The organism is Geodermatophilus amargosae (assembly GCF_041028265.1).
GTDB classification, from domain to species: Bacteria; Actinomycetota; Actinomycetes; order Mycobacteriales; family Geodermatophilaceae; genus Geodermatophilus; species Geodermatophilus amargosae_A.
Genome location: NZ_JABGCW010000002.1, coordinates 59,820 through 85,230, shown reverse-complemented (window position 1 = coordinate 85,230; position 25,411 = coordinate 59,820). Strand labels below are relative to the sequence as shown.

Annotated in this window: 22 protein-coding genes; 10 read left to right on the top strand and 12 right to left on the bottom strand. The window is 76.3% G+C overall.

Annotated elements, in window-relative coordinates:
* Positions 1–8: 8 nt before the first annotated feature.
* The 3 genes from HLV61_RS01345 to HLV61_RS01335 form a co-directional block, all read right to left on the bottom strand.
* Positions 9–2,327, bottom strand: coding sequence for an FHA domain-containing protein (locus tag HLV61_RS01345; RefSeq protein ID WP_369252203.1), 2,319 nt, complete (start codon positions 2,325–2,327; stop codon positions 9–11).
* 228 nt (positions 2,328–2,555) lie between these two features.
* Positions 2,556–4,181 carry an L-glutamate gamma-semialdehyde dehydrogenase gene (gene pruA / locus HLV61_RS01340; RefSeq protein WP_369252201.1) on the bottom strand — a complete coding sequence of 542 codons (1,626 nt, stop codon included), beginning with the start codon at positions 4,179–4,181 and terminating at the stop codon, positions 2,556–2,558.
* A 63-nt stretch (positions 4,182–4,244) separates the two neighbouring features.
* Positions 4,245–5,174, bottom strand: a complete 930-nt coding sequence (locus tag HLV61_RS01335; RefSeq protein ID WP_369252200.1) for a proline dehydrogenase family protein — start codon at positions 5,172–5,174, stop codon at positions 4,245–4,247.
* A gap of 108 nt (positions 5,175–5,282) precedes the next feature.
* On the opposite strand from HLV61_RS01335, the gene HLV61_RS01330 reads away from it, so the two are divergent.
* Positions 5,283–6,392, top strand: coding sequence for a PucR family transcriptional regulator (locus HLV61_RS01330; RefSeq protein ID WP_369252198.1), 1,110 nt, complete (start codon positions 5,283–5,285; stop codon positions 6,390–6,392).
* Between the two features lie 21 nt (positions 6,393–6,413).
* On the opposite strand, the gene HLV61_RS01325 is transcribed toward HLV61_RS01330, so the two are convergent.
* Positions 6,414–6,893 carry a hypothetical protein gene (locus HLV61_RS01325; protein ID WP_369252196.1) on the bottom strand — a complete coding sequence of 160 codons (480 nt, stop codon included), beginning with the start codon at positions 6,891–6,893 and terminating at the stop codon, positions 6,414–6,416.
* Between the two features lie 87 nt (positions 6,894–6,980).
* On the opposite strand from HLV61_RS01325, the gene HLV61_RS01320 reads away from it, so the two are divergent.
* The 3 genes from HLV61_RS01320 to HLV61_RS01310 all read left to right on the top strand — a co-directional run bounded on the left by HLV61_RS01320 (position 6,981) and on the right by HLV61_RS01310 (position 10,629).
* Entirely contained in the window at positions 6,981–7,541 is a 561-nt protein-coding gene (locus HLV61_RS01320; RefSeq protein ID WP_369252194.1) for a TetR/AcrR family transcriptional regulator, read from the top strand.
* Positions 7,542–7,618: 77 nt separating this feature from the next.
* A complete protein-coding gene (locus tag HLV61_RS01315) occupies positions 7,619–8,257 on the top strand; it encodes a biliverdin-producing heme oxygenase (RefSeq protein ID WP_369252192.1) in 639 nt (212 codons plus the stop codon).
* Complete coding sequence (locus tag HLV61_RS01310; RefSeq protein ID WP_369252190.1) at positions 8,254–10,629, top strand: SpoIIE family protein phosphatase; 2,376 nt, start codon at positions 8,254–8,256, stop codon at positions 10,627–10,629. The genes HLV61_RS01315 and HLV61_RS01310 overlap by 4 nt, the downstream gene beginning before the upstream one ends.
* Positions 10,630–10,639: 10 nt before the next feature.
* On the opposite strand, the gene HLV61_RS01305 is transcribed toward HLV61_RS01310, so the two are convergent.
* From HLV61_RS01305 to idi, 4 genes are all read right to left on the bottom strand, one after another.
* On the bottom strand, positions 10,640–10,924 hold the full coding sequence (locus HLV61_RS01305; protein ID WP_369252188.1) for a hypothetical protein: 285 nt from the start codon (positions 10,922–10,924) through the stop codon (positions 10,640–10,642).
* Positions 10,925–10,934: 10 nt separating this feature from the next.
* Positions 10,935–11,708 carry an SDR family NAD(P)-dependent oxidoreductase gene (locus HLV61_RS01300; RefSeq protein ID WP_369252186.1) on the bottom strand — a complete coding sequence of 258 codons (774 nt, stop codon included), beginning with the start codon at positions 11,706–11,708 and terminating at the stop codon, positions 10,935–10,937.
* A gap of 135 nt (positions 11,709–11,843) precedes the next feature.
* A complete protein-coding gene (locus HLV61_RS01295; RefSeq protein WP_369252184.1) occupies positions 11,844–12,626 on the bottom strand; it encodes a polysaccharide deacetylase family protein in 783 nt (260 codons plus the stop codon).
* Positions 12,627–12,752: 126 nt separating this feature from the next.
* Positions 12,753–13,298, bottom strand: a complete 546-nt coding sequence (gene idi, locus HLV61_RS01290) for an isopentenyl-diphosphate Delta-isomerase (protein ID WP_369252182.1) — start codon at positions 13,296–13,298, stop codon at positions 12,753–12,755.
* Positions 13,299–13,692: 394 nt separating this feature from the next.
* Here idi and HLV61_RS01285 point away from each other — a divergent pair, with 394 nt between their 5' ends.
* Genes HLV61_RS01285 through HLV61_RS01275 form a run of 3 tightly spaced genes read left to right on the top strand, consistent with a single transcriptional unit; the run spans position 13,693 to position 15,599 of the window.
* Positions 13,693–14,133, top strand: coding sequence for a hypothetical protein (locus tag HLV61_RS01285; protein ID WP_369252180.1), 441 nt, complete (start codon positions 13,693–13,695; stop codon positions 14,131–14,133).
* Complete coding sequence (locus HLV61_RS01280) at positions 14,114–14,728, top strand: TetR/AcrR family transcriptional regulator (protein WP_369252178.1); 615 nt, start codon at positions 14,114–14,116, stop codon at positions 14,726–14,728. The genes HLV61_RS01285 and HLV61_RS01280 overlap by 20 nt, the downstream gene beginning before the upstream one ends.
* A 37-nt stretch (positions 14,729–14,765) precedes the next feature.
* Positions 14,766–15,599: an alpha/beta fold hydrolase gene (locus HLV61_RS01275; protein WP_369252176.1), complete on the top strand. Its 834-nt coding sequence runs from the start codon at positions 14,766–14,768 to the stop codon at positions 15,597–15,599.
* Positions 15,600–15,602: 3 nt separating this feature from the next.
* On the opposite strand, the gene HLV61_RS01270 is transcribed toward HLV61_RS01275, so the two are convergent.
* Genes HLV61_RS01270 through HLV61_RS01255 form a run of 4 tightly spaced genes read right to left on the bottom strand, consistent with a single transcriptional unit; the run spans position 15,603 to position 22,961 of the window.
* A complete protein-coding gene (locus HLV61_RS01270) occupies positions 15,603–17,036 on the bottom strand; it encodes an ATP-binding protein (RefSeq protein ID WP_369252174.1) in 1,434 nt (477 codons plus the stop codon).
* Positions 17,033–18,715, bottom strand: a complete 1,683-nt coding sequence (locus HLV61_RS01265) for an FAD-dependent oxidoreductase (protein WP_369252172.1) — start codon at positions 18,713–18,715, stop codon at positions 17,033–17,035. Before HLV61_RS01265 ends, HLV61_RS01270 begins: the two co-directional genes overlap by 4 nt.
* Entirely contained in the window at positions 18,712–21,441 is a 2,730-nt protein-coding gene (gene nhaA, locus HLV61_RS01260; RefSeq protein WP_369252170.1) for a Na+/H+ antiporter NhaA, read from the bottom strand. The genes HLV61_RS01265 and nhaA overlap by 4 nt, the downstream gene beginning before the upstream one ends.
* Positions 21,438–22,961 (bottom strand): DHA2 family efflux MFS transporter permease subunit, encoded by a 1,524-nt coding sequence (locus tag HLV61_RS01255; protein ID WP_369252168.1) that lies wholly within the window; start codon positions 22,959–22,961, stop codon positions 21,438–21,440. Before HLV61_RS01255 ends, nhaA begins: the two co-directional genes overlap by 4 nt.
* 350 nt (positions 22,962–23,311) lie before the next feature.
* Here HLV61_RS01255 and HLV61_RS01250 point away from each other — a divergent pair, with 350 nt between their 5' ends.
* The 3 genes from HLV61_RS01250 (at position 23,312) to HLV61_RS01240 (ending at position 25,410) form a co-directional block, all read left to right on the top strand.
* Positions 23,312–23,506: a hypothetical protein gene (locus tag HLV61_RS01250; protein WP_369252166.1), complete on the top strand. Its 195-nt coding sequence runs from the start codon at positions 23,312–23,314 to the stop codon at positions 23,504–23,506.
* A 63-nt stretch (positions 23,507–23,569) separates the two neighbouring features.
* On the top strand, positions 23,570–24,151 hold the full coding sequence (locus HLV61_RS01245; RefSeq protein WP_369252164.1) for a helix-turn-helix domain-containing protein: 582 nt from the start codon (positions 23,570–23,572) through the stop codon (positions 24,149–24,151).
* On the top strand, positions 24,148–25,410 hold the full coding sequence (locus tag HLV61_RS01240) for an MFS transporter (RefSeq protein ID WP_369252162.1): 1,263 nt from the start codon (positions 24,148–24,150) through the stop codon (positions 25,408–25,410). The genes HLV61_RS01245 and HLV61_RS01240 overlap by 4 nt, the downstream gene beginning before the upstream one ends.
* Position 25,411: the final 1 nt, after the last annotated feature.

Sequence of the window (25,411 nt, the reverse complement as noted above, 5' to 3'; positions counted from 1 at the left end):
CGGGCGGGTCAGCGCGGGCCGGCCGAGCGCGCCACCGACCGGGCCAGCGCCCAGGCGGTCAGGAGCAGGAGCACCGTCGCCTGGGCGGCGAGCACGCCCATGTCCAGCGCCCAGCGGGTCGCGGTGGGCGTGAACAGCGGATCCGGTTGGGGACCGGACAGCGGCTGCAGCTGGGACGTCGCGGCCATCGCGGCGTAGCCGGCCCGGGCCGGCAGCACCCAGGCGAACTGCTCCAGACCGGCCCGGCCGGCCACCGGGAACAGGCCGCCGCAGAACACCAGCTGGCCCATCACCAGGGCGACCAGCGCCGGCATCGTCTGGTCGGTGGAGGTCGCCACCGCCGAGACGGCCAGCGCGGCGATGGCCATCGTCACGCCCACCGCGGCCGCCGCGAGCGCGATCTCGACCCGGCCCCAGGGCAGCACCCGCGGGTCGTCGGGGCCCGGCAGCCCGACGAGGGCGAGCAGCGTGAACGCCACCGACTGCAGGGCGACCGCCCCGCCCACCACGACGACCTTGCTGGCCAGGTAGGCGGCGGGCGAGAGACCCACGGCGTGCTCGCGGCGGTAGATCGGGCGCTCCGCGACGAACTCCCGGACCGCGAGCGCGGTGCCCATCAGCGCCGCACCCACCACCAGCACGATGATCCGCTGCTGCGCCTCGGCGGGGTCCCCGCCGGCCGCGCGCACCGACAGCCCGGCCTCCCCCGGGAAGGCGTGCGCCATGGCCGCCAGGAGCACCGGCATGCCGACCAGCAGCGCCAGGAACAGCCGGTCGGCGGCCACGACGGCGAGGTTGCGCCGGACGAGCGTGACCAGCTGGCGGACCGGTGCCGGCCGCATCGGCGCGGGCGCCTCGCCGGCCGGCGGCGGCATCCCGCTCACCATCGACGTCGAGCCCACGTAGTCCCGGCGCAGCGACGACCCGGCGAAGCGGCTGACCCACCCGGGGTCGTCGAGCGCCCGGAAGACCGCCGGGTGGTCGGGCACCCCGAAGAAGGAGAGCAGCTGCTCCGGTGGGCCGTAGAAGGCGACCCGGCCGCCGGCGGCGAGCAGCAGCACGCGGTCGCACTGGTCGAGGGCGAGCACGCTGTGGGTGACGACCAGGACGACCCGGCCGCCGTCGGCGAGCGCCCGCAGCCCCTCCATGACCTGCCGGTCGAGCCCCGGGTCCAGGCCGGAGGTGGGTTCGTCGAGGAAGAGCAGCTGCGGCGCGGTGAGCAGCTCCAGCGCGATGGACGTGCGCTTGCGCTGACCGCCGGAGAGGGAGTCGATCCGCTGGTCGATCTGCTCGGACAGTCCCACCTCCGCGAGGACCTGGCGCACCCGCTCGTCCCGGTCGGCCGCGCTGGTGTCCTGCGGCAGCCGCAGGCGGGCGGCGAAGCCGAGTGCCCGCCGGACGGTGAGCTGGCGGTGCAGCACGTCGTCCTGGGGCACCAGTCCGATCAGGTGCCGCAGGTGGTCGTACTCCGCGTAGAGGTCCCGGCCGTCCCACGTCACGCGTCCCATGCCGGCCGGGCGCAGGCCGGTGAGCGCGCCGAGCAGCGTGGACTTGCCGGCGCCGGAGGGGCCGATGACCGCCACGAGCTGGCCCGTGCGCACCGTGAACGAGACGTCGTCGAGGAGGCGCTTGCCGCTCCTGGTGGCCACGGCGAGGTGCCGCGCGCTGAAGGTCGCGGCCTGCCGGACGGGGAGGACGGCCGCACGGCCGTCCCAGCGGATCGTCGTGCTGCCGACCCCGATCGCGTCGCCGGCGGTCAGGGCCGCGGCGCCCGACACCCGCGAGCCGTTGACGTACGTGCCGTTGGAGCTGCCCAGGTCCCGGACGGAGGCGGTGCCGGGCCCGGTGACGTCGATCGCGGCATGGCGGCGCGACACCATGGGGTCGTCGGCGACGACGAGGTCGCAGCGCGCGTCGCGGCCGATGACGACGGCCCGCTCCGCGGCCGGCGCGGCGGTCGCTCCCGGGCGCCGGGCGGGGGCCGCGTACCGGAGGAGCAGCTCCGGGCCGCCGTCCCCGCCCACCTGCACCCGGTGCTCCGGCCCCGGCTCGAGCGGCCGCTCGACGGCCACGGCCCCGTCCGCGGTACCGGCCGGGAGCGCCGTCCCGTCCACGACGGTGCCGTTGCTGCTCCCGAGGTCGCGCACGACCCAGGCCCGCCCCTCGTGCCGCAGCGCCAGGTGCATGCGGCTGACCAGCACGTCGGCCAGTTGCACGTCGCACCGCGGGTCCCGGCCCACCACCACCGGTCGCGAACCGTCGAAGGTCCACACGCGGCCATCGACGGACAGCTGCAGGGCCGCGCCGTCCCGTGGGCTGCGCGTCATGGCCGGGACTCCTCGCTCACGGCGTCGGGCCGGGGGCGGCCCGGTGCCCTGGCGCTCCGTGCCCTGCGCTCCGGGGACAGGACCGCACGGCACGGTCCCCGCCGGCCCGGTCGGCGTCAACGCCTCCGCGGCCGCCGCTCCCCCTGGGCCTCACCGGCCGGGTACGCGGCCCGCACGCCGTCACGCTGCGCCCCCGGCCGGGTCCGGACCGGCACCCCGGCCCGCCGGTCAGCCCATGTGGGGGTAGCGGTGGTCCGTCGGCGGGTCGAACGTCTCCTTGATCGAGCGGGTCGACGTCCAGCGCTGCAGGTTCTGCGCCGCGCCGGCCTTGTCGTTGGTGCCCGACGCGCGCCCGCCGCCGAAGGGCTGCTGGCCGACGACGGCGCCGGTGGGCTTGTCGTTGACGTAGAAGTTGCCCGCCGCGAACCGCAGGAAGCGCTGCGCGTGCGCGATCGCCGCACGGTCCTGGGCGATGACCGCGCCGGTGAGCGCGTACGGCGCCGACGACTCCATCTGGGTGAGCACCGCGTCGTAGTCGGCGTCGTCGTAGACGTGCACGGCCAGTACCGGCCCGAAGTACTCGGTGGTGAAGACCTCGTGCTCGGGGTCGGTGCCCTCGATGACCGTCGGGCGCACGAAGAAGCCCTCGGAGTCGTCGGCGCGGCCACCGGCGACGATCGACAGCGCCGGGTCGTCGTCCACCCGGTCGATGACGCCGGAGAGCTTGGAGAAGGACTTCCGGTCGATCACCGCGCCCATGAAGTTCGAGAAGTCGGTGACGTCGCCCATCGACAGCGACTCGGTGACGCCGACCAGGTCGTCGCGCAGCCGCGCCCACACCGACCGCGGCACGTAGGCGCGCGAGGCCGCCGAGCACTTCTGGCCCTGGAACTCGAACGCGCCGCGGACCAGCGCGGTGCGCAGCACGTCGACGTCGGCCGAGGGGTGGGCGACGACGAAGTCCTTGCCGCCGGTCTCGCCGACGATCCGCGGGTAGCCGCGGTAGGAGGAGATGTTCTCCCCCACCGTGCGCCACAGGTGCTGGAACACCGCCGTCGACCCGGTGAAGTGGATGCCGGCGAGGTCGCGGTCGGCCAGCGCGACGTCGGAGACGGCGATCCCGTCGCCGGTCACCATGTTGACCACGCCCGGGGGCAGCCCCGCCTCCTCCAGCAGCCGCATGAGGAAGTGCGCGGCGAACTGCTGCGTGGGCGCCGGCTTCCACACCACGGTGTTGCCCATGAGCGCCGGCGCGGTGGGCAGGTTGCCGGCGATCGCGGTGAAGTTGAACGGCGTGACGGCGTAGACGAAGCCCTCGAGCGGGCGGTGGTCGCTGCGGTTCCACACCCCCGGCGAGGAGACCGGCTGGGCGGAGACGATCTCGCGGGCGAAGTGCACGTTCCAGCGCCAGAAGTCGACGAGCTCGCAGGCGCTGTCGATCTCGGCCTGCTGGGCGGTCTTGGACTGGCCGAGCATGGTGGCGGCGTTCAGGGTCTGCCGCCACGGTCCGGCCAGCAGCTCGGCCGCGCGCAGGAACACCGCGGCGCGGTCGTCGAAGGACAGGTCCCGCCACGCCGGTGCGGCGGCCTTGGCGGCGGCCACGGCCTCCTCGGCGTCGGCGTGCGTGGCGTGCGCGGCGGTCCCGAGGACGGCGGCGTGCCGGTGCGGCTGGACGACGTCGAACCGCTCGCCGCCGGCCATCCGCTGCTTGTCGCCGATGGTGACGGTCAGCTCGAGCGGGTCGGCGGCCAGCTCGGTCAGCCGCTGCTGCAGGGCCGCGCGCTCCGGCGACCCGGGTGCGTAGCCGAGCACCGGCTCGTTGCGCGGCGGGGGGACGTTGGTGACGGCGTCCATGGGATGTCCTCCTGGGGCGGGGCGGGGCGGGGCGGCAGAAAAGGCCATTTCCGCCGCGAGGGGTCAGCGGGAGACGAGGGCGCGGAGGAAGAAGCGGAGGTTGGCCGGCCGCTCGGCCAGCCGGCGGACGAAGTAGCCGTACCAGTCGGCGCCGTAGGGGACGTAGGCCCGCACGCGGGTGCCGGCGGCGGCCAGCCGGCGCTGCTCGTCGACGCGGATGCCGTGCAGCATCTGCACCTCCCACGAGTCGTCGGCGCGCCCGTACTCGGCGGCCAGCCGCTGGGCCAGCGCCAGCATCGCCGGGTCGTGGCTGCCCACCATGGGGTACCCCGGCCCGCGCATGAGGACGCCGAGGCAGCGGGCGTAGGCGGCGTCGACGTCCCGGCGGCCCTGGTGGGCCACCGACGGCGGCTCGTCGTAGGCGCCCTTGACCAGCCGCACGCGCGAGCCGGGCGTGGCCAGCGCGGCGACGTCGTCCTCGGTGCGGCGCAGCGCGGCCTGCAGCACGGCGCCGGTCTGCGGGTGCTCCCGGCGCAGCTCGGCGAGGACGGCGAGCGTGGCGTCGACGGTCGAGGAGTCCTCCATGTCGAGGGTGACCGTGGTGCCGATCCGCGCGGCGCACTCGACCACCGGCCGGACCAGCTCCAGCGACAGGTCCTCCCCGCCCGGCAGCGCCTGCCCGAAGGCGGAGAGCTTGACCGACACCTCGGCGCGCGGGCCGAGGTCCATCGGCCCCAGCGCCTCGAGCAGGGCCAGGTAGGCGTCCCGGGAGGCGCGCGCCTCGCCCGCATCGGTCACGTCCTCGCCGAGGTGGTCGAGGGTGACCGCGATCCCCTCGCCGGTCAGCCGCCCGACGACGGCCAGCGCCTCGGGCAGCGTCTCGCCGGCCACGAACCGCTCGACCACCCGCCGGGTGAGCGGGGTGCCCACCAGCACGCGCCGCAGCGCGGGGCGGCGGGAGGCCCCCAGCAGCAGGGTCTTCGTGGAGAGCACGCGGCCCACCTCCGTCGTCGTCGCTGCCCCAGACGCTAGGAGCGTGCGACCCGGGTCACCAGAGACGGACGTACGGACTCCCCCGACCGGCTCTCATACAGTCGTATGGTGCGCGACGACCTGCAGGACGTGGTGGACGAGGTCGCCCGGCTGCTCGGGGCCCCGGCCACCCTCGAGGACGTCGACTTCACCCTCCTCGCCTTCGCCGCCCACCCGCTGGACGACGGCGAGACCGCGATGGACGCCGTCCGCACCCGCTCGATCCTCGGCCGCGGCTCCACCCCGGCCACCCGCCGCTGGTTCGAGGACCTCGGGATCGCCCGCGCCGAGCGCCCGGTGCGCACGCCCGCCGACCCCGCCGCCGGGATCCTCACCCGCCTGCTCCTGCCGGTGCGGTCCGGCGGCCGCACCCTCGGCTACCTCTGGCTGCTCGACGGCGGCCGCACCGACCCCGACGACGACGCCGACCCGGCACTGGCCGCGGCCGCCGCCCTGGCCGCCCGCGCGGGGCGGCTGCTCGCCGGCCGGGACGACGACGGCGGGGTCGGCGACGCCCTGGCCGCGGCGCTCACCGGGACCGGCGGCGCGCGCGAGCGGGCGGTGCGCACCCTGGCCGGCCGGCTCGGCGAGGACACCCCGCTGGCGCTCGTGGCCCTGCGCCCGCCGCCGGGCGGCCTGCCGGAGGGGTGGCGGCTGCCCCCGGCCGCGGCGGTGGTGGACGACGGGCACCCGGCCGTCGCCGTCCTCGTACGGCTGTCGCGCGCCGGCGACCTGCGCCCGGCCGCGACCACCGCGTCGGCGGCACTGGCCCGGCTGCCGGGCGCCTCCGCCGGGGTGTCCGAGCCGTCCGCCGGCCCCGCCGACCTGGCCGCGCGCTGGGCGCAGGCGCACACCGCGGCCCGGGTCGCGGCCGTGGCGCCCGGGCTCGCGCCCGTCGCCCGGTGGTCCGAGCTCGGCGGCTGGCGGGTCGCGGCGGCGCTGCCGGCGCCCGACCCGGCGGTGGCGCCGCTGCTGGCCGACCCGGTCATGGCCGCCACCGCCGAGGCCTACCTGGACGCAGCCGGCAGCGTGGCCCGGACGTCGGCGGTCCTGTCGGTCCACCGCCAGACGCTGTACTACCGGCTGGGCCGCATCACCGCGCTGACCGGCCTGGACCTGGCCGACGGCGACACCCGGCTCCTCGTGCACGCCTCGCTGCGCCGGGCGCGGCTGCCCTGAGTCCGGCGCCGGCCCCGGGACTCAGCCGCGGGCCCGGAGCCTGCGGTCGGCGTCGCGGAGGACCCCGGGCACCAGGGAGCGGTGGACGGCGGACAGCGGCGGCCACACGACCCGGGCCCACCACCGGTCGTACTGCAGGCAGGTGGTCAACGACACCCGGCGTCCGGCGGTGCGGACGATGAGGTTGCCCCGCAGGGACCGGGAGGCCGCCTCCAGGCGGATCCAGTCCTCGCCCCGCCCGCCGACCCGCCATCCCGCCACGGTGTCCGGCGAGGACCTCCGGTCGAGACGGAGCCCGAGCAGGCCGCGCCAGAGGAACCGCTCCGCGGCACTGGGGACGTCGCCGAACATCGCCCGAGCCCACTGCTCGGGGGTCGCGGCCACGTCGGTGACCCGCGTGCACCGGTCGGCGTAGCCGATGTCGGGCAGGGAAGCGAGCGCCCGTGCGGACGCGGTCACCCCCCGGAGGACCCCCGTGTCGCTGTGGACAGTGGTGCTCATCGCCGGATCTCCCGTCACCTCGTATACGGTCCCGTACAGACGAGGCTAGCCGATGTATACGGTGGCGTATACAGGCGAGGGGGACCGGTGGGCGCGATCCGCACGACGCGCCGGAGGTGGGTCGAGCAGGGGCTGCAGGCGCTGGCGGCCGGCGGTCCCGACGCCGTGCGCGTCGAGGCCCTGGCCAAGGACCTCGGCGTCACCAAGGGCGGGTTCTACGGGTCCTTCGCCGACCGGAACGCGCTGCTCGAGGCGATGCTCGACACCTGGGAGCGGGAGGCCACCGACGAGGTGCTCGACCGCGTCGAGCGCGAGGGCGGCGACCCGAGGACCCGGGCAGTACGGGCGGGCGTGCTCACCTTCTCCGACGACCGGCTGCTGCCCATCGACCTCGCGGTCCGGGACTGGGCCCGGCGGGACGAGGCCGTCGCCGCGCGCCTGCGCCGGGTGGACGACCGGCGCATGGGGTTGCTCCGCGAGCTGATCGGCACGTTCTGCACCGACCCCGACGAGGTCGAGGCGCGCAGCCTGCTGGCCTTCTGCGTGGCGATCGGCGAGCACTTCCTCGCCGCCGGCCACGGCGACCGCACCCGGGCCCAGGTCCTCGCCCGCGCCGCCGACCTGATCCTGGACCGGCCGCCCCGCTGAGGGCGGACCGGACTGTTGCGTATCGCACCCGTTCTGCCGCGACGCCGTCCCCGGGGTGACCTACCCTCGGGGAACTGATGGCTGCGGGAGGAGAGGCGTTGCCTCGAGACGCGGGCGGCGCCGCCGACGTCCTCCGGGACCTGCGCACGGCCACCGCCGCCGAGCACGAGCAGGTCGAGTCCACCCTCGACCTGATGGACCCGGCGCTGGACCGCGACCGGCTGGTCGGCGTCCTCGCGCGGCTGCACGCCTTCTGGTCGGCGGCCGAGGCCGGGCTGGACCACTGGGCCGCGACTCACCGCGCCGACGCCGCCGCCCTCGACTGGCCCCGGCGCCGCCGCACCGGTCTCTACGCCGCCGACCTGTCCGCCCTCGGCGGCTCGGCCGCCGACGACCGGCCCGACCTGCCCGCCGTCGACGGCACCGACGAGGCGCTGGGCCGCCTCTACGTCCTGGAGGGCTCGACCCTCGGCGGCACCTTCATCGACCGCCACCTGGCCACCCTGCCCGGGCTGGCCGGCGGCCCGCGGGTGCGCGCCTTCAGCCCCTACGGCGAGGACACCGGCGCGATGTGGGCCGCCTTCCGCCGCTTCACCCGCGCGCACGTCGACGGCGGCGGCGAGGCCCGACGGGTGGTCGCCGCGGCCCGCACCACCTTCGCCGTCCTCGCCGACTGGTGCGCCCCCGCCGCGAGGGCCCAGCGGGTGGACGCGTGACCGACGTCGACGCCACCGCGGGGGCGGACACCGCCGGGGCGGACGTCGCGTGGCTGTCGCCGGGCGAGCCGGTCGACCTGGAGAACTGCGCCCGGGAGCCGATCCACGTCCCGGGCAGCATCCAGCCGCGCGGGGTGCTGCTGGCGGTCAGCGAGCCCGACCTCGTCGTCGTCCAGGCCTCGGAGAACCTGGCCGGGCTGACCGGCGTCGTCTGGACCGACGCCCTCGGCCGCCCGCTGGCCGACGTGCTGGGGGTGACGCAGACCGAGGCCCTGGTCCGCTCGGCCAGCGCCTTCGGCGACCTGCGCGAGCGCAACCCGGTGGAGGTCACCCTCGACGTCGACGGCGCCCCGGTGCCGGTGGACGCGATCCTGCACCGCGCGGTGCTCTCGGGTCACCGGGACGGGCACGGGCAGCCCGACGACGGCGACCCGCCGGTGACCAACCTCGTCGTGGAGCTGGAGCCGGCGCGCGGGCCGCGGCCGTTCTCCTTCCCGAACACCTACCAGGCGGTGCGCAGCACGGTCACCGAGCTCAACCGGGCCTCGTCGCTGCAGGACCTCTACGACATCACCGCCCGCGCGGTCCGCAGCCTCACCGGCTTCGACCGCGTGATGGTCTACCGCTACGACGCCGACTACAACGGCGAGGTCGTCGCCGAGGCGAAGGTGGAGGGGCTGAACTCCTTCCTCGGCCTGCACTACCCCGCCTCGGACGTCCCGGCCCAGGCCCGGGCGCTGTACGAGAAGAACTGGCTGCGGCTGATCAGCGACGTCGACTACGAGCCCAGCCGCATCCAGCCGGTCGCCCACCCGGCCACCGGCAGCCCGCTGGACCTGACGTACTCGACGCTGCGCAGCGTCTCGCCCATCCACGTCGAGTACCTGCAGAACATGGGCGTGCGCGCCTCGATGTCGATCTCGCTGCTGCGCGACGACCGGCTGTGGGGGCTCATCGCCTGCCACCACTACGCCGGGCCGCACCAGCCCCCGTTCGCCACCCGCGCCGCCGCCGAGTTCCTCGGCTCGACGCTGTCGCTGCGCCTGGTCGACCGCACCGCCGAGGACGAGGTGCACCGGGCGCTGCAGGTCCGCTCCACCCTGGCCTGGCTGACCGCGGCCACCCTCGACGAGGACCGCCCGCTGGCCGACACGCTGCTCGGCGGCACCAGCCTCCTCGACGTCCTGCCCGCCGACGGCGTCACCGTCTGCCTGCAGGGCAGCACCGGCACCAGGGGCACCGCGCTGCCCGCCGACGTCGTCGAGCGGCTGGTCGGCTGGGCCGCGGCCCGCGGCGGCGACGTCGTGGCCACCGACGCCCTGCAGCGCGAGGCGCCGGAGCTCGGCATCCCGGTCGAGGTCGCCTGCGGCGTGCTGGTGATCCCGCTGCCCGACGGCCAGCACGTGCTGTGGCACCGCCGCGAGGCCGTGCGGCACGTCGACTGGGGCGGCGACCCGCACAACAAGGCCCTCGCCGAGCGCGAGGGCGACCACGTCCGGCTCAGCCCGCGCAAGAGCTTCGACCGCTGGCGGGAGACCGTCCGGGAGCGCTCCCACCCGTGGACCGCGCAGGAGCGTGCCGAGGTGGTGCAGTTGCGCGGCAACCTGCTCGAGGCCCTGTACGCCCGCTCCCGCAGCATCGTCCGCGCCGCCGAGACGCTGCAGCGCAGCCTGCTCACCGACCCGCCCGCGTCGGAGTCCCTGGAGATGGCGGTGCGCTACGTGCCCGCCACCCGGGAGGCCCAGGTCGGCGGCGACTGGTACGACGTCTTCGTCCAGCCCGACGGCTCGACGATGCTGGTCATCGGCGACGTCGTCGGCCACGACGTGCAGGCCGCCGCGTGCATGGCGCAGCTGCGCGGGCTGCTGCGGGGGATCGCCTACGACAGCGGCCAGAGCCCCGCGCAGGTGCTCGCCCGGCTCGACGCGGCGATCGACGGGCTGGGCCTCGGCGCCCTGGCCACCGTGCTGGTCGGCCGGCTGGAGCAGACCGGCGACGAGCGCGCCGCCGGGCTCACCCGCCTGCGCTGGGCCAGCGCCGGGCACCTGCCCCCGCTGGTCGTCGGTCCCGACGGCACGGGCACCGCGCTCACCGGCGGCCGGCCCGGCCTGCTGCTCGGCGTGACCCCGGAGGCGGTGCGCGCCGACGCCGAGGTGGTGCTCGAGCGCGGCTCGACCGTCCTGCTCTACACCGACGGTCTCGTCGAGCGCCGCGCCGAGGGCTTCGACGACGGCGTCGCCCGGCTCGGCCAGGCCCTCGCCGAGCTGCGCGGGCGCCCGGTCGCCGAGGTGTGCGACGAGGTGCTGGCGCGGATGGTCCCCGACGGCGCCGAGGACGACGTCGCGCTGGTCGCCGTCCGCCTGCTCGGCTGAGCCGGCTCCGTCACTCCGGGTCGGAGGACCCCGGGTCGGAGGACCCCGGGTCGGAGAACCTCGCCTCGAGGCCGTCGCCCTGGGGGCCGCCCTCCTCGGGCAGCGGTGCCTCGTCCTCGGCGGCGCGCACCTCGGCCTCGCTGCCGGCCGGCGCGGCGTCGTCGACACCGCGCTCGAGCTCGGCGAGCAGGCGCTCCTCGTCGGGGCGCAGGTCGCCGGCGCCCAGGTGCTCGCCCGGCTGGCCCGAGTCCGAGCCGGAGGCCATGCCGCTGTCGGGGAGGTCGGGATCGGTCATCGCGGGCCTCTCAGCGGGGGAAGCCGGGCTCGAGACGCGGCACGATCTGCATCTCCGGCACGAACGCCGCGGGGTGCAGCAGCAGCAGCGTGCGGACGGTGTCGGCCACCGCCGAGGGCGGCATCATCAGGTGCCCGGGGATGCCCCACTGCTCCATCATCGGGGTGTCCATGGCGGCCGGGATGACGCTCTGCACGCGGCACGGGAAGGGCCGCTCGCTGCCGTCGGCCTGCGTCACGGCCTTCTCCCGCAGCTCGCGCTGGATGCAGCGGGTGGCGTTGAGGAAGCCGGCCTTGGAGCCGTTGTAGGCGATCGCGCCGCTGCCCGAGGTGATCGCCGACAGCGACACGATGTGGACGACGTCGGCGCTGCGGCCCTCGGGCAGGTGCTGGACCCGCTTCATGAACTCGCTGGTGAGGAAGATCGGCCCCTCGCAGTTGACCGCCATCACGCGGCGGTAGTCGTCGAGGTCGATGTCGGTGACGTAGCCGGGCCGGTCGATGCCGGCCACGTTGACCAGGACGTCGAAGGCGTCGCCGTGCTGCTCGAAGAGCCGGCCCACCACCGCGCGGCGGCTGGCGTCGTCGGTCACGTCGAGCGCGACGACGTCGGCGCTGCCCCCGGCGTCGGCCACCAGCGCGCGGGTGTGCTCGCTGCCGTCGGCGTCGATGTCCGCGACGACGACGTGCGCGCCGGCCTCGGCCAGCGACACGCACGTCGCCCGGCCCAGCCCGCTGGCCCCGCCGGTGACCAGCGCCACGCGGCCCTTGAGCTCCCCTGCCACCCGTTCCTCCGTCCTCGACCCGCCGGACTCGGCCGGCGGGCCGTGATCACGATCCGTTCCCGCCACTCTCGCCGACACCGCCCGGGCGCGCAGGTCGGGAGCGGCCCGCCTTCCGCGTGGGAGGCGCAGGAGCGGTCAGGACGGGGATGACCAGACGTCGGCGAGGGTCACCGTCTGCAGCTGCCGGGACTCGACGAGCGCGAGCAGCTGGTCGAGCACGGTGGTGAGGGCCGGCTGGTTGGCGTGGCCGACGATGACCGCCTGGGCGGCGAACCACTGCTGCGCGGCGGCCATGAGCTCCTCGGCGCCGATCGCCCGGCCGTCGTCGAAGGTGCCGTTCCACATCACCGTGGTGGGGTGGCCGAGGTCGGCGGCGATCGCGTCGGTGCGCTCGTCGTGCGAGCCGAACGGCGGCCGCCAGAACGGCGTGGCGGTCACGCCGAGGGTGCGGCGCATGAAGTCCTGGTTGCGGCGCAGCTCCTCGGCCACCTCGGCGTCGGACAGGGTGGTGACGTCCGGGTGCGACCAGGTGTGGTTGCCGAAGGCGACCTGGCCGGACTCGATCAGCGGCCAGAGGTCGCGGGCGTTGTCCCCCCAGGTGCGGTAGCTGCCGTTGGGGAAGAAGGTCAGCCGGGTGTCGGTCTCGCGAGCGAGGGCGACCAGCGCCGCGACCACCTCGCCGTTGCTGCCGTCGTCGATGGTCAGGGCGATCCGGTTGCCCTCGCCGGGCAGCCGGTCGACCACGCCGAGGGGGGCGGGGACGGCGACCAGGCCGCCCGGGCCGGTGGGGGTGGCCGGCGCGGGCGGCGGCGGGGCGACCGGATCGGGGGCGCCGAGGTCCATCGCGGCGGCACCGCGGCCCACGGCGGCACCGGCGAGTCCGGTGGCGAGCAGGAGGAGGAAGCCCCGGCGGTCCACGCGGCGGACGCTAGGTCGGCGCCCCGGCGCGTCCGGTGCAGCGACACGGGCGCGCGGGCGCGCCCGCCACCGTCCGTGCCCGGTCCCTCACGACCGAGTAGGCGCCATCCGCGCCACACAGGCCCCCTAGGGCGTCGGGGCGAGGCCGGACTGCTCGAGGAGGCGCGCCTGCTCGCGGCACCACGGCGACCACTCGTCGCGCTCGGAGTCCTCCTGGCGACGGCGGAACGCGGCCCACTCCAGCAGCTCCCACTCCCCCACCTCGCTCGGGTCGGGGGCGGGCGTCCCGCTGTAGCGACCCACGTAGACCGGGCACACCTCGTTCTCGACGACACCGCGGAACTCCGCGCGGTAGCGGTAGCCGGGCAGCGCCGGACTCAGGTCGGCCACCTGCAGGCCGAGCTCCTGCGACGCGCGGCGGGCGATCGCGGCGGCGTCGTCCTCGCCGGGGCCGGGATGCCCGCAGACGGTGTTGGTCCACATGCCCGGGAAGGTCTGCTTGTCCGCGGCGCGGCGGGTGACCAGCAGCCGGCCGTCGTCGGCGAAGAGGTAGGCCGAGAACGCGCGGTGCAGCGGGGTCTCGCCGTGGTGCACCAGCGGCTTGGGCATGGTGCCGATCGGCGTCCCGTCGTCGTCGACCAGCACGATCAGCTCTGCCGCGGTCACCGTCACCCGTCCATCCTCCCCGATCTGCGCCCGTCCCACGCGGGCTCTTGCACGAACCGAGCGGCCGGTCTGACGATGATGCATGAACGGACCACGGTTGCAGTGGCAGGGCCGCACGCTGGAGGTCCGGACCACGCGGTCCGGACTGCGCACGACGGCGACCCTGCTGGCCGACGCCACCCCCGTCACGGAGGCCCGGGGTCGGCCGCGTCCTGCTGCCCGTCCCCGGGTCCGCAGAGCCCGCTCCCACGGTGCTCGTCGTCGCTCCGCTGCCCGGCACGGTCGCCCGCGTCGTGCTGCTGGTCCCCCGGCCCGCTCCCGACCCCGGGACCGGCGAGGCGGACGCGGACGCCTCCCGGGTGCTCGAGCTGGCCGCCGCCGAGCGCCACCCTTCGACCCGGTGCCGGGCACCCTCGCCGCCCGGATGCGGACGTTCGAGGAGCGGCACCCACGGCTGTGGGCGTCGCGGCACGTCGTCTCCGCCGTCGTCCGCGTGCTCGCGGGGCTGCTCGGGCTCGCCGTCCTGCTGCAGGCCCTGGTCCGGCCGCTGCTGCGGTGGCTGGCCGGCCTCGTGCCCGATGTCGACCTCCCCGACCTCCCGCTGCCGGACCTCGACCTGCCGTCGATCCCCTGGCCGGACCTCGACCTGCCCGACCTCACGCTCCCCGGCTGGCTCGCCGCGGTGCTGGCGACGGCGGAGTTCTGGGTCCCGGTGCTGGTCGCCGTCGGCCTGGCCGTCGCGGAGGTCCGCCGGAAGCGACGGCGTGACGCGGACCGGACGGCGGACGGACAGCCGTCCGCGCCGGGGGATGATGCGGCGGATGCGCACCGTCGACCCTGAACGGCACCGCGAGCGCCGCATGGCCATCGTCGGCGCGGCGTTGGACCTGTTCGCCACCCGTGGCCTGGACCGGACCACGACGGCAGAGATCGCCCGCGCGGCCGGCGTCTCCAGCGGTGCGCTGTTCCACTACTTCCCGTCCAAGCGTGCGGTGTTCCTCGCGATGTTCGACGCCGAGCGCGAGGAGTGGGACGAGGCCTTCGGCGCCGCGCGGGCACAGGAGGACCCGTGGGAGGCGCTGATGGGCGTCGTCGACCGGCTGGCCGACGAGGCCGCGCACCCGGCGATGGCCGGCCTGGTCGTCGAGGTGCTGGCCCAGGCCCACCGTGACCCGGAGGTCGCGGCGCTGGTCGCCGGGAGCGACCGGCGGATGCTGCGCGGCGTCGCCGGGCTCGTCGACCGGCTCCGCGACGCCGGGCGAGCCGATCCGGGCGCGCCCTCGGCCACCGCCGCGCGCTGGGTGCTCACCGTCACCGACGGCTTCATGACCCGCGGCTACCCCGAGCCCGACCGCGACCGTCCCGCCGAGGTGCGAGCGGCCAAGCGCCTGATCGCCCGCGCCCTGCGCTTCACCGGCGAGGAACCGGACGCCTGAGTGCTTCGGCATGCGCCCGCCCGGGCAAGGCCTGCCCATGCAGCGGTTCGAGCGCGACGGCCTGGTCTTCGACGTCCGTGACGGCGGTCCTCCCGACGGCGAGCCGGTGGTGCTCCTGCACGGGTGGCCGCAGGACTCCTCGACCTACGACCGGATGTCCCCGCTGCTGCACGGCGCCGGTCTGCGGACGCTGACCCCCGACCAGCGCGGCTACAGCCCCGGCGCCCGGCCGCGCGGGCGGTCGGCCTACCGGGTGCGGGAGGTCGCCGACGACGTCCTGGCCCTGCTCGACGCCGCGGAGCTGGGCAGCGCGCACCTCGTCGGCCACGACTGGGGCGCCGTCGTCGCCTGGGCACTCGCCGCCTGGCACCCCGAGCGGGTGCGCACGCTGACCGCGCTGTCGGTGCCGCACCCGGCCGCGATGTCGCGGGCCGTGCTCACCAGCGACCAGGGGCTGCGCTCGGCGTACGTGGCCGCCTTCCAGCTGCCGGTGCTGCCCGAGCGGCTGCTGCTGGCCGCGAACGGGCGGGCGCTGCGGCAGTTGCTGTCGGCCAGCGGGCTGCCGGAGGACGCGGCGGAGCGCTACGTGGCCCGGATGCGCGAGCCGGGCGCGCTGTCCAGCGCGCTGGCCTGGTACCGGGCGCTGCCGTTCGGCGCCCGGGACCGCGTCGGCACGGTGACGGTGCCGACCCTGCACGTGTGGAGCACCGGCGACGTCGCCCTCGGCCGCGCGGCCACCGAGGCCACCCGCGACCACGTCAGCGGCCCGTACCGGCTCGAGGTGCTCGAGGGCGTCCCGCACTGGATCCCCGAGGTCGCCGCCGAGCGGACCGCCGAGCTGGTGGTGGCCCACACCCGGACGGCGGCCTGAGGGTCAACCCGGCAGCGGGACCTCCGACAGCGGCAGCCGCACCACGAACCGGGTGTCCCCGGGCCGCGACCGCACCTTGAGCACCCCGCCGTGCCGGTTGGTGACGATGCGCCAGGCGACGTCGAGGCCCAGGCCGGTCCCCTGCCCCACCGCCTTGGTGGTGAAGAACGGCTCGAACACCCGGCGGCGCAGCGGCTCGGGGATGCCCGGGCCGGTGTCGGCGACCTCGACCACGGCGGAGTCACCGTCGAGTGCGGTGCGCAGGGTCAGCGTGCCCTCCCCCGCCATCGCGTCGAGCGCGTTGTCGATCAGGTTGGTCCACACCTGGTTGAGCTCGGCGGCGTAGGCCGGGACCGGGGGCAGGGCGCGGTCGTACTCCTTGACCACGCGGATCCCCGGACCGGTCTTCGCGCTGAGCATGACCAGCGTCGCGTCCAGCCCGGCGTGCAGGTCGGTCGCCTGGTGGGGCGTCCGGTCCAGCTGCGAGTACTGCTTGGCCGCGCCCACCAGGTGCGAGATGCGCGAGGTGCTGTCGAGGATCTCGCCCAGCAGCAGCTCGGTCTCGACGGTGTAGGCCAGCCACCGCAGCGCCGGCTCCAGGAAGTCGGCGTCGACGGCGTCGGCCACCAGCTGCAGGGACGCCGGGTCCAGCCCGGCCGGGACGAACACCGCCGCCAGCTCCCAGGGCCGCGCGACGTCGTGGTCGTCGAGCCAGTCGCCGAGCTCGTCCTCGCGGTCCGACCGCTCCAGCGCGCTCAGCTCGGCCGCCGCGCCGATGCCGGCGACGAACCGCTCCTGCAGCTCGGTCAGCCGGCGCAGCTGCTCGCCGTCGAAGGTGCCGTCGGCGAGCAGCGCGAGCTTGTGCCGCATCCCGGCCACCCGCTCGCGCAGCGCGGCGGTGGCCCGGGACGCCGCGGCGGCCGGGTTGTTGAGCTCGTGGGTGAGCCCGGCGGTCAGCTTGCCCAGCGCCAGCAGCCGCTCCCGCTGGCCGACCAGCTCGTCGGAGTTCCGGATGCCCAGGAACAGTCCCTGCAGCAGGTGGACGGCCATCGGGTACCAGCGGCGGAAGACGGCGGCGAACTCCGCGGCCGGCAGCGCCAGGAAGGTGCAGTCGGTCACCGCGCGCACCGTCGCCGGGTAGACCTGGGTGACCTGGTCGCCGAGGTAGAACTGCACCGCGCCGCTGTACACCCCCGGCTGGTCGGTGCGCACGGTCTCCACCTCGTCGCGGCCGACGCGCCGGACCATCCGCAGCGTGCCGGTCAGCAGCACGTAGAAGCACTCGGCCGGCTCGCCCTCGGTGGAGACGTCGCTGCCGGCGGGGAAGGCGACGACGTCGCCCGTCTCGGCCACCCAGGCGAGCTGGGCGGCGTCGAGGTCGGCGAAGAGGAAGAGCTCGCGCACCTGCGCGGGGTCCAGCCGGGCGGGCGGGGTCACCGCTCCTCCAGGTACCGGTGCACGAGGGTGACCGCCATGGCGCCCTCACCGACGGCGGAGGCCACCCGCTTGACCGACTGGGACCGGACGTCCCCGGCGACGAAGACGCCCGGGACGCTGGACTCCAGGAAGAAGGGGTCGCGCTGCAGCCGCCAGCCCGGGGGCCGCTCGCCGTCGACGAGCAGCTCGGGCCCGGTGAGCACGAACCCGCGCCCGTCGCGGGCCAGCACGCCGTCGAGCCAGTCGGTCCGCGGCTCGGCGCCGATGAAGACGAACAGGTGCGAGGTCGGGACGGTCTCCACCCGCCCGGTCCCGTCGGCGAGCTCGATCTCCTCGAGGTGGTCCCCGCCCCGCGCCGCGGTCACGGTGGTGCCGGTGCGGACGACGACGTTCGGGATCTCGGAGAGCTGCTGCACGAGGTAGTGCGACATCGACGCCTCCAGCGAGGAGCCGCGGACGACCAGGGTGACGCAGCTGGCGTGCCGGGAGAAGAACACCGCCGACTGCCCGGCCGAGTTGGCCCCGCCGACGACGTAGACCGGCTGGTCCTGGCAGGCGGCCGCCTCGGTGAGCGCCGAGCCGTAGTAGACCCCGCGGCCGGTGAACCCGTCGGCACCGTCGGTGGGCAGCGTCCGGTAGGAGACGCCGGTGGCCAGGACGACGGAGTGCGCGGCGATGCTGCCGCCGTCGGCGAAGTGCACCACCCGGGCCGGGCCGCGGACCTCCAGCGCGGTCACCTTGCGGGCGGTGAGCACCTCGGCGCCGAAGCGGGCCGCCTGCCGCCGCGCGCGGTCGGCCAGCTGCCCGCCGGAGACGCCGTCGGGGAAGCCGAGGTAGTTCTCGATGCGGCTGCTCTGCCCCGCCTGCCCGCCGGTGGCCGAGCGCTCGACGAGCACGGTGCGCAACCCCTCGGAGGCGGCGTAGACGGCGGCGCCGAGGCCCGCCGGGCCGCCCCCGACCACGATCAGGTCGTAGAAGTCGGTGCTCGGCTCGACGGTGAGCCCGACCGCGGCGGCCAGCTGCGCCTCGGTGGGCGCGAGCAGGGCCGGGCCGCCGGGCGGCACCACGACGGGCACGTCGTCCGGGCCGGCGCCGGCCGCGGCCAGGAGCCGCCGCCCGTCGTTCTCCTCGACGCTGTACCACCGGTACGGGACGGCGTTGCGGGCCAGGAAGTCCCGGGCGGCGAACGACGGCGCCGACCAGTGGTGCCCCACGAGCTTGACCTCCTCGACGGCGGCGTCGGGGCTGGCCGCCCAGGTCTCGATCATCGCGTCGACCACCGGGTAGAGCTTCTCCTCGGGGGGCTCCCACGGCTTGAGCAGGTAGTGGTCGACGTCGACGAGGTTGATCGCCTGGATGGCGGCGTCGGTGTCGGCGTAGGCGGTGAGCAGCGCCCGGCGCGCGCGGGGGAAGAGGTCCATCGCCTGCTCGAGGAACTCGATGCCGTTCATCCCCGGCATCCGGTAGTCGGCGAGCATCGCCGCGACGCGGTCCCCGCGCAGCGTGAGCTCGCGCAGGGCCTGCAGCGCCTCCTCGCCGGAGGACGCCCGCACGATGCGGAACCGCTCCCCGTAGTGGCGGCGCAGGTCGCGCGCCACCGCCCGGGACACCCCGGGGTCGTCGTCGACGGTGAGCAGGACGGGGCGGGCCCGTGCGCCGGCCTCGGGGGTCTGGGTCATGGCTCCTCCTGGGGGACGGGGCTGGGCAGGACGGGCGCGCCGGGTCCGCGGCCGTCCTCGACGAGGGCGGCGAGCTCGGCGTCGGTGGGACGGCGCAGCACGCGCCCGGAGCGCCACACCACCACGGGCAGGTCGTCGTCGGTCACGCCGAGGTCGGCGAGCAGCGCGCGGGCGTCGTCGTCGGTCTCGACGTCGACGACGGCCGCGGTCAGTCCGTGGTGCTCGGCGAAGCGGCGCAGCCGGGCCGTCTCACCCGACGTCCCCCGCCCCACGACGCGCAGGTCGGCCGCGAGCGCGAGCAGCAGCGAGCGGCGGACGAGGAAGGCGCGCAGCACCAGTTCCTCGAGCGCCGGGTCCGCGGCGAAGGCCTGACGGATCCGCGCGTCGGGGACGGTGACCACCTCGGCCGGCCGGAGCACGACGGCGGTCAGGAAGACCGGGCGGTCGCTGAAGAGGTCCAGCTCACCGAGGAAGCGGCGCGCGCCGTGGACCGAGACGACCCGCTGGTCGGGATGGCCGTGGTGCTCGACCACGGCGACGGAGCCGGAGAGGACGAGCTGGAACTCATAGCCCGGGTCACCCTCCCGGAAGAGCGTCTGGCCCGGCTGCCAGGTGCGGCGGGTCCCGTACCGCTCCAGCAGGGCCACCTGCGCGTCGCCGAGGCGGGGGAAGGCGCCGTCCCGGTCCGGCGTCTCCGGCAGGTCGGGCGGCAGCGGGCCCGCCTCGGCCCCCGGCGGGCCCACCGGGGGCCGCGCCGGCGCCTCCCGGCGGCCGCCGAGCGCGGGCAGCACCCGGGCGCCGGCACCGTCGCCCGACGGGTCCGCCGCGGCACCCGCGCCGGTGCCCGCGAGCAGCGCCGCGGCGAGCGAGTCGGCGTCGTGCGGTCCGGTGTGCCGACGCCCGCCCACGAAGAAGGTCGGCGTGCCCTCGACCCCGCTGGCCTCCGCGGAGTCGACGTCCTCCTGCACCCGGCGGGCGAACCGGCCGGCGCCGAGGTCGCGGGCGAAGCGCTGGACGTCGAGCCCGATGGCCGCGGCGTGCTCGAGCAGGTCCGGCGGGGTGAGCCGGTCCTGCACGGTGAACAGCCTGTCGTGCATCTCCCAGAAGCCGCCCTGCGCGGCCGCGGCCTCGGCCGCCTCGGCGGCGAGCCGGGCGTGCGGGTGCACGTCGACGAGCGGGAGGTGCCGGAAGACGTAGCGGAGGCGGTCACCGAACCGCTCGCGGAGCTCCTCGACCGAGCCGGTGGCACGCCCGCAGAAGGGGCACTCGAAGTCGCCGTACTCGACCAGCGTGAGCGGCGCGTCGGCCGGCCCCCGGACGTGGTCGCGTCCCGGGTCGACGGGCGGGTCGAGCGCCGACGGACGGACGGCCCCGGCGGGCCGGCGCAGGTCGGCGACGCGGAACAGCGCCCAGCCGAGCAGCGCGGCGAGCACCGAGGCCGTGAGCACACCCACCCGCGCCTGGTCGGCCAGCCGCTCGTCGCCGGGGAAGGCGAGGTCGACGATGAACAGCGAGATGGTGAACCCGATGCCCGACAACGCGGCGCCCCCGGCCACCTGGAGCCCGGTGAGGCCGGGGGCGAGCGCGCCGAGCCCCAGCCGCACCGCCAGGCCCGTGCCGGTGAGGATGCCGACGAGCTTGCCCAGGACCAGCCCGGCGACGACACCGAGGGTCACCGGCGAGGACGCCGCCGCGCGCAGCGTCTCACCGGTCAGCGGGACACCGGCGTTCGCCAGCGCGAAGACCGGCACGATGACGAAGCTCGTCCAGGGCTGCCAGAGCTGCTGCAGCCGCTCGCCGGCCGACACCGACCGGTCGATCGACAGCCGCGCCGCCCGCGCGAACCCCGGGTTGGGCGACTGCTGGTAGGCCCGCACGAGCCGGGCGGCGTCGGCGACCTCCTCGCGCCGCGCGGCGTAGGCGGGCGTGAGCAGGGCGATGACCACGCCGGCGAGGGTCGGGTGGACGCCGGACTCGTGCATCGCCACCCACACCGCGGAGGCGAGGACCAGGTAGGCCGGTCCGCGCCAGACCCTCAGGTACCGCAGCCCGACCATCAGGGCGAGCCCGAGGACGGCCAGGCCGAGCGCGAGCGGCTGCAGGTCGTCGGTGTAGAAGACCGCGATGACGACGAGCGCGCCGACGTCGTCGGCGATGGCGAGCGTGAGCAGGAACAGCCGCAGCGGGGCCGGGCAGGACGGGCCGACGAGCGCCAGCACGCCGAGCAGGAACGCGGTGTCGGTGGAGATGACCACTCCCCAGCCGGAGGCCCCCTCGTCGCCCAGGTTGAAGGCGACGTAGACCAGCGCCGGCACGGCCAGGCCGGTGACGGCGGCCAGCGCCGGCACCGCGGCCCGCCGTCGGTCGGTGAGCTCGCCGATGACCAGCTCACGCTTGATCTCGAGCCCGACGACGAAGAAGAAGAACACCATGAGGCCGTCGTTGACCCAGTGCCGGAGGTCCAGGGACAGCTCGCTGGCGCCCCAGCGGAGAGCGAGCTCGGTGTGCCAGAAGTCGGCGTAGCTGTCCCCCACCGGGGAGTTTGCCCAGAGCAGCGCCGCGACCGTGGCCGCGAGCAGGAGCCCGGCGCTCCCGGCCTCCGTCCGCAGCGAGCGCCGCAGCGGCGCGACCCGCGCCAGCAGGCCGTGCCCCCCCGGGGACGACTGGCCCCCCGGGTCCTCCGCCCCTCCCGCCGGCCGCAGCGCCGGGGCGCCGTCGGTGCTCACCGGGTCGCCTCCCGCGGCGGTCCCGCCGCACGGGGGTGCAGCTGGGGGGCGTCGACGCCGCAGTGCAGGCACTCCTCCACGGCCATCCGCCCGCCGTCGGGTGCGGTCCCGGCGGGTGCGGTCCCGGCGGGTGCGGTGCCGGGATGCGCGGCGGCCAGCGGGCGGCGGATGGCGACGACGGCCACCAGGGCGCCGAGGAGCAGCAGCCCGGCGCAGACGAGCACGGCCGTCCGGAAGCCGGATCCGAAGGCGGCGGGGTCGGTGTAGTCGTCGCCGCCGATGCCGGCCACGACCGGGACCACGGCCACCGCGAGCAGGCTGGCCGCCCGGGCGACCGCGTTGTTGACCCCGGAGGCCACGCCGGCGAACCGGTCCTCGGCGGAGTCGAGCACGGTCGCGGTGAGCGGTGCGACCAGCAGCGTGAGCCCGGCGCCGAACACCACCGCTGCGGGCAGGACGTCGAGCACGTAGGACGCGCCCTCGCCGATCCGGAGCATGAGCAGCAGGCCGGCGGCCGACAGCAGGGGCCCGGCCGTCATGGGCAGCCGCGGCCCGATGCGCTGGGCGAGGGCGCCGGCCCGGGCGGAGAACAGCAGCATGAGCACCGTCACCGGGAGCAGCGAGGTCCCGGCCAGCAGAGGGCTGAACCCCGACACCACCTGCAACTGCAGGACCAGCAGCACGAACACCACCCCGAGCGGGGCGTAGACCAGCAGTGTCACCAGGTTCGCCGCGGTGAACTGCCGGTCGCCGAACAGGGCCGGCGGCACCAACGGGTGCCGTGACCGGAGCTGGACGACGACGAAGGCCACCAGCGCCGCTCCCCCGGCGACCCCCCAGGCCAGGACACCCGGCTCGGCACCGGTGCCGCCGGCGGCGGTCAGGGCGTAGGTCAGCCCGCCGAGCCCGGCCACCACCAGGGCGGTCCCGGTCCAGTCCAGCGACGGCGCGGCGGCGGGGTCCCGCGTCTCGGGGACGTGCTTGGCGGCGACGGCCACGATGAGGACGGCCACCGGGAGGTTGACGAGGAACACCGCGCGCCAGCTCCACTCGACCAGCCAGCCGCCGAGGAACGGCCCGACGGCGCCGGCGACCCCGCCGAGCCCCGACCAGGCGCCGACCGCCGCGGCACGGTCCTGCGCGGCGAAGGACGCCGAGATGATCGCCAGGCTCCCCGGGGTGAGCAGCGCTCCCCCGACGCCCTGCAGCGCGCGGGCCAGGACGAGGGTCGTCACGTCCGGTGCCAGGCCGCACAGCAGGGAGGCGGCGGCGAACCAGACGACCCCGACCACGAAGACCCGGCGCCGGCCGAACCGGTCGCTCAGCGAGCCGCCGAGCAGGATGAGCGAGGCGAGCGTGAGCGTGTAGGCGTTCACGGTCCACTGCAGGCCCGTGAAGCCGGCATCGAGGTCGGCCCCGATCCGCTCCAGGGCCACGTTGACCACGGTGCCGTCGAGCATCGCCAGGCTCGAGCCGAGCACCGTGGTCAGCAGCACCCACCGCCCCTGGGGGGTGCCCATCCGCAGACCGCCGGCGGGGGCGGGCTGCACCTGCGAGGTCACCGGTGGCCCGCCCGGCGGCCGGGTCGCGGGTCCGCGGTCGGTGCACGCAGTCCCACCCCGACCTCCCACCGACACCCGGGCAGCGGCCGATCCGCTGCCGGGAGGCACGTCGACGCTGGCGGATCCCCGTGGAGCGCGAGCCTCGCCCCCCGGGTCCGCCGCTGTCAATCGCCCCGGGAACGCGTCCCGGACGCCGCTGGGTCACCTCGTCGGCGTCCGTCCGGCCGGTCGCCGCAGCAGTTCCGGGCATGCACGCCGGCCCTCGTGGGCACCTCTGACCCGCAGAGTCCGCGACCGAGGGAGCCGCCATGTCCACCGCCACGACCCCCCGCCGCCGCTGGCGCCTGGCCGCCGTCGGCCTCGCCCTCGCCGCCGCGCCCTTCACCGCCGCCTGTGGCTCCGACGTCGTCGACGACGACGTGCAGCAGAACGTCGAGGAGGGCGTGGACGACGTCGAGGAGGAGGTCGAGGACGCGACCGACGGTGAGGACTCCGACGGCTGACCCCTCCGGAACGGATGCAGAACAGTCTTTGCAAAGAGTCCTCTGCATCCGTAGGCTCGGGCCATGGCCGAGCCGCCTCCCGAGGAGTCCGTCGACGTCACCGATCCCCGGACGCTGCGGGCGCTCGCGCACCCCCTGCGCACCGGCCTGCTGGCCCTGCTCCGGTCCGAGGGGCCCTCGACGGCGTCGCGTCTCGGCGAGCGCCTGGGCGAGAGCAGCGGGACGACGAGCTACCACCTGCGCCAGCTGGCCGACCTCGGCTTCGTCGAGGAGGTCGCCGGCCGGGGCACCGCGCGCGAGCGCTGGTGGCGCGCCCGGCACCGCAGCACCCGCTGGCGCACCGAGGACCTGGTCGCCCAGCCCGGCGGCCGGGAGGTCGTCGAGGAGCTGACCCACCAGTCCCTGGGCCGCCAGCGCCGGATGCTGGCCGCCCACGCCGAGCAGCGGGAGGACCTCGAGCCGGCCTGGCGCGACGCCGTCTCGCTCAACGACTGGGCGCTGCACCTCTCGCCGGAAGGCGTCGACGCGCTGGCCGAGGAGCTCAACGGCGTGCTCGCCCGCTGGCGCGCCGAGCGCGAGGAGCCGGGACAGCCCCTCGTGCACGTGCTGCTCGACCTGTTCCCCCTGACCGAGGACCCGGCGTGAGCGCCCCGCTGACGGTCGCGGCCGCCGGACGCCGCTTCGTCGGGCTCACCGCACTGCGCTGGCTGCCCGTGGGCCTGAGCGCGCCCGTGTCGGTGCTGCTGGCCGCCTCCCGCGGCCTCTCCCCCGCCGACATCGGCGTCGTCGTCGCGGTGTACTCGCTGGTCACGCTGCTGCTCGAACTGCCCACCGGCGGTCTCGCCGACGCGATCGGCACCCGGCAGGTGCTCGTCCTCGCCGGCCTGGCCACCGCCGCGGGACTGCTGACCTCCGCCGTCGCCCAGAGCACCGCGACGTTCGCGCTGGCCTGGGCGTTGAAGGGCGTCGGGCGGGCACTGGACAGCGGCCCGCTGGAGGCCTGGTACGTCGACGCCGTCCGCGCCGCCGACCCCGACGCCGACGTGACGCCGGGGCTGTCCCGCGCGGGTGCCGCCGACGGCGCGGGCCTGTGCCTGGGCGCCGTGCTCGGCGGGCTGCTGCCGCTGCTCGCCGGCGGTGCGGACGACGGGGTCCTCGTCCTGCCCGTGCTGGTGGCCGCGGCGCTGGCGGGGGTCTCGGTGGCCGCGGTGGCGCTGCTCGTCGTCCCGGTGGGCCCGGCCCGCGGCTCCGGGGCGGCTGCGCTGCGGGCCGGCGTCGCCCGGGTCCCCGCCGTCGTCCGGGACACCGCCCGGCTGGTCACCCGCGACGGCCAGCTGCGGCGGGTGCTCGCCGTCTCGCTGCTGGTCGGCTGCACGCTGAGCACCCTGGAGCTGGTGGGGCCGCTGCACGTCGCGGCGCTCACCGGCAGCGGGACCGAGGGCGCGGCGGTCTTCGGCGTCGTCATGGCCGTGTCGTACGGGGCGGCCGGCGTCGGCGCGCTGCTGGCCCCGCTCGCCCGGCGCGCGGCCCGGGGATCGGCCGGCCGGGCGACGGCGGGGCTGGTCGTGCTCGGCGCGGCCGCCGTGGCCCTCGTGCCGCTGGGCGGGGTCCTGGCCCTGGGGTGCCTGTTCGCCGCCTTCTACGTCTCCAACGCCGCCGCCTGGCCGCTGTGGAAGGACGTCCTGCACGCGCGGGTGGCCGGGGGGCAGCGGGCGACCGCGCTGTCGGCGTCCTCGCTGGCCCTGCAGGTCGGCGGGCTCACCGGGAGCCTGCTGGTGCTCCGCCTGGCCGACGCGGCCGGGACCCCGAGCGGGTTCTGGATCGCGGCGGGCGTCCTGTTGGTCGTCGCGCTGGTGTGCCTGGGCCTGCGCTCGCGGGAGGCGGATCCGGCGCGGGTGGCGTGAC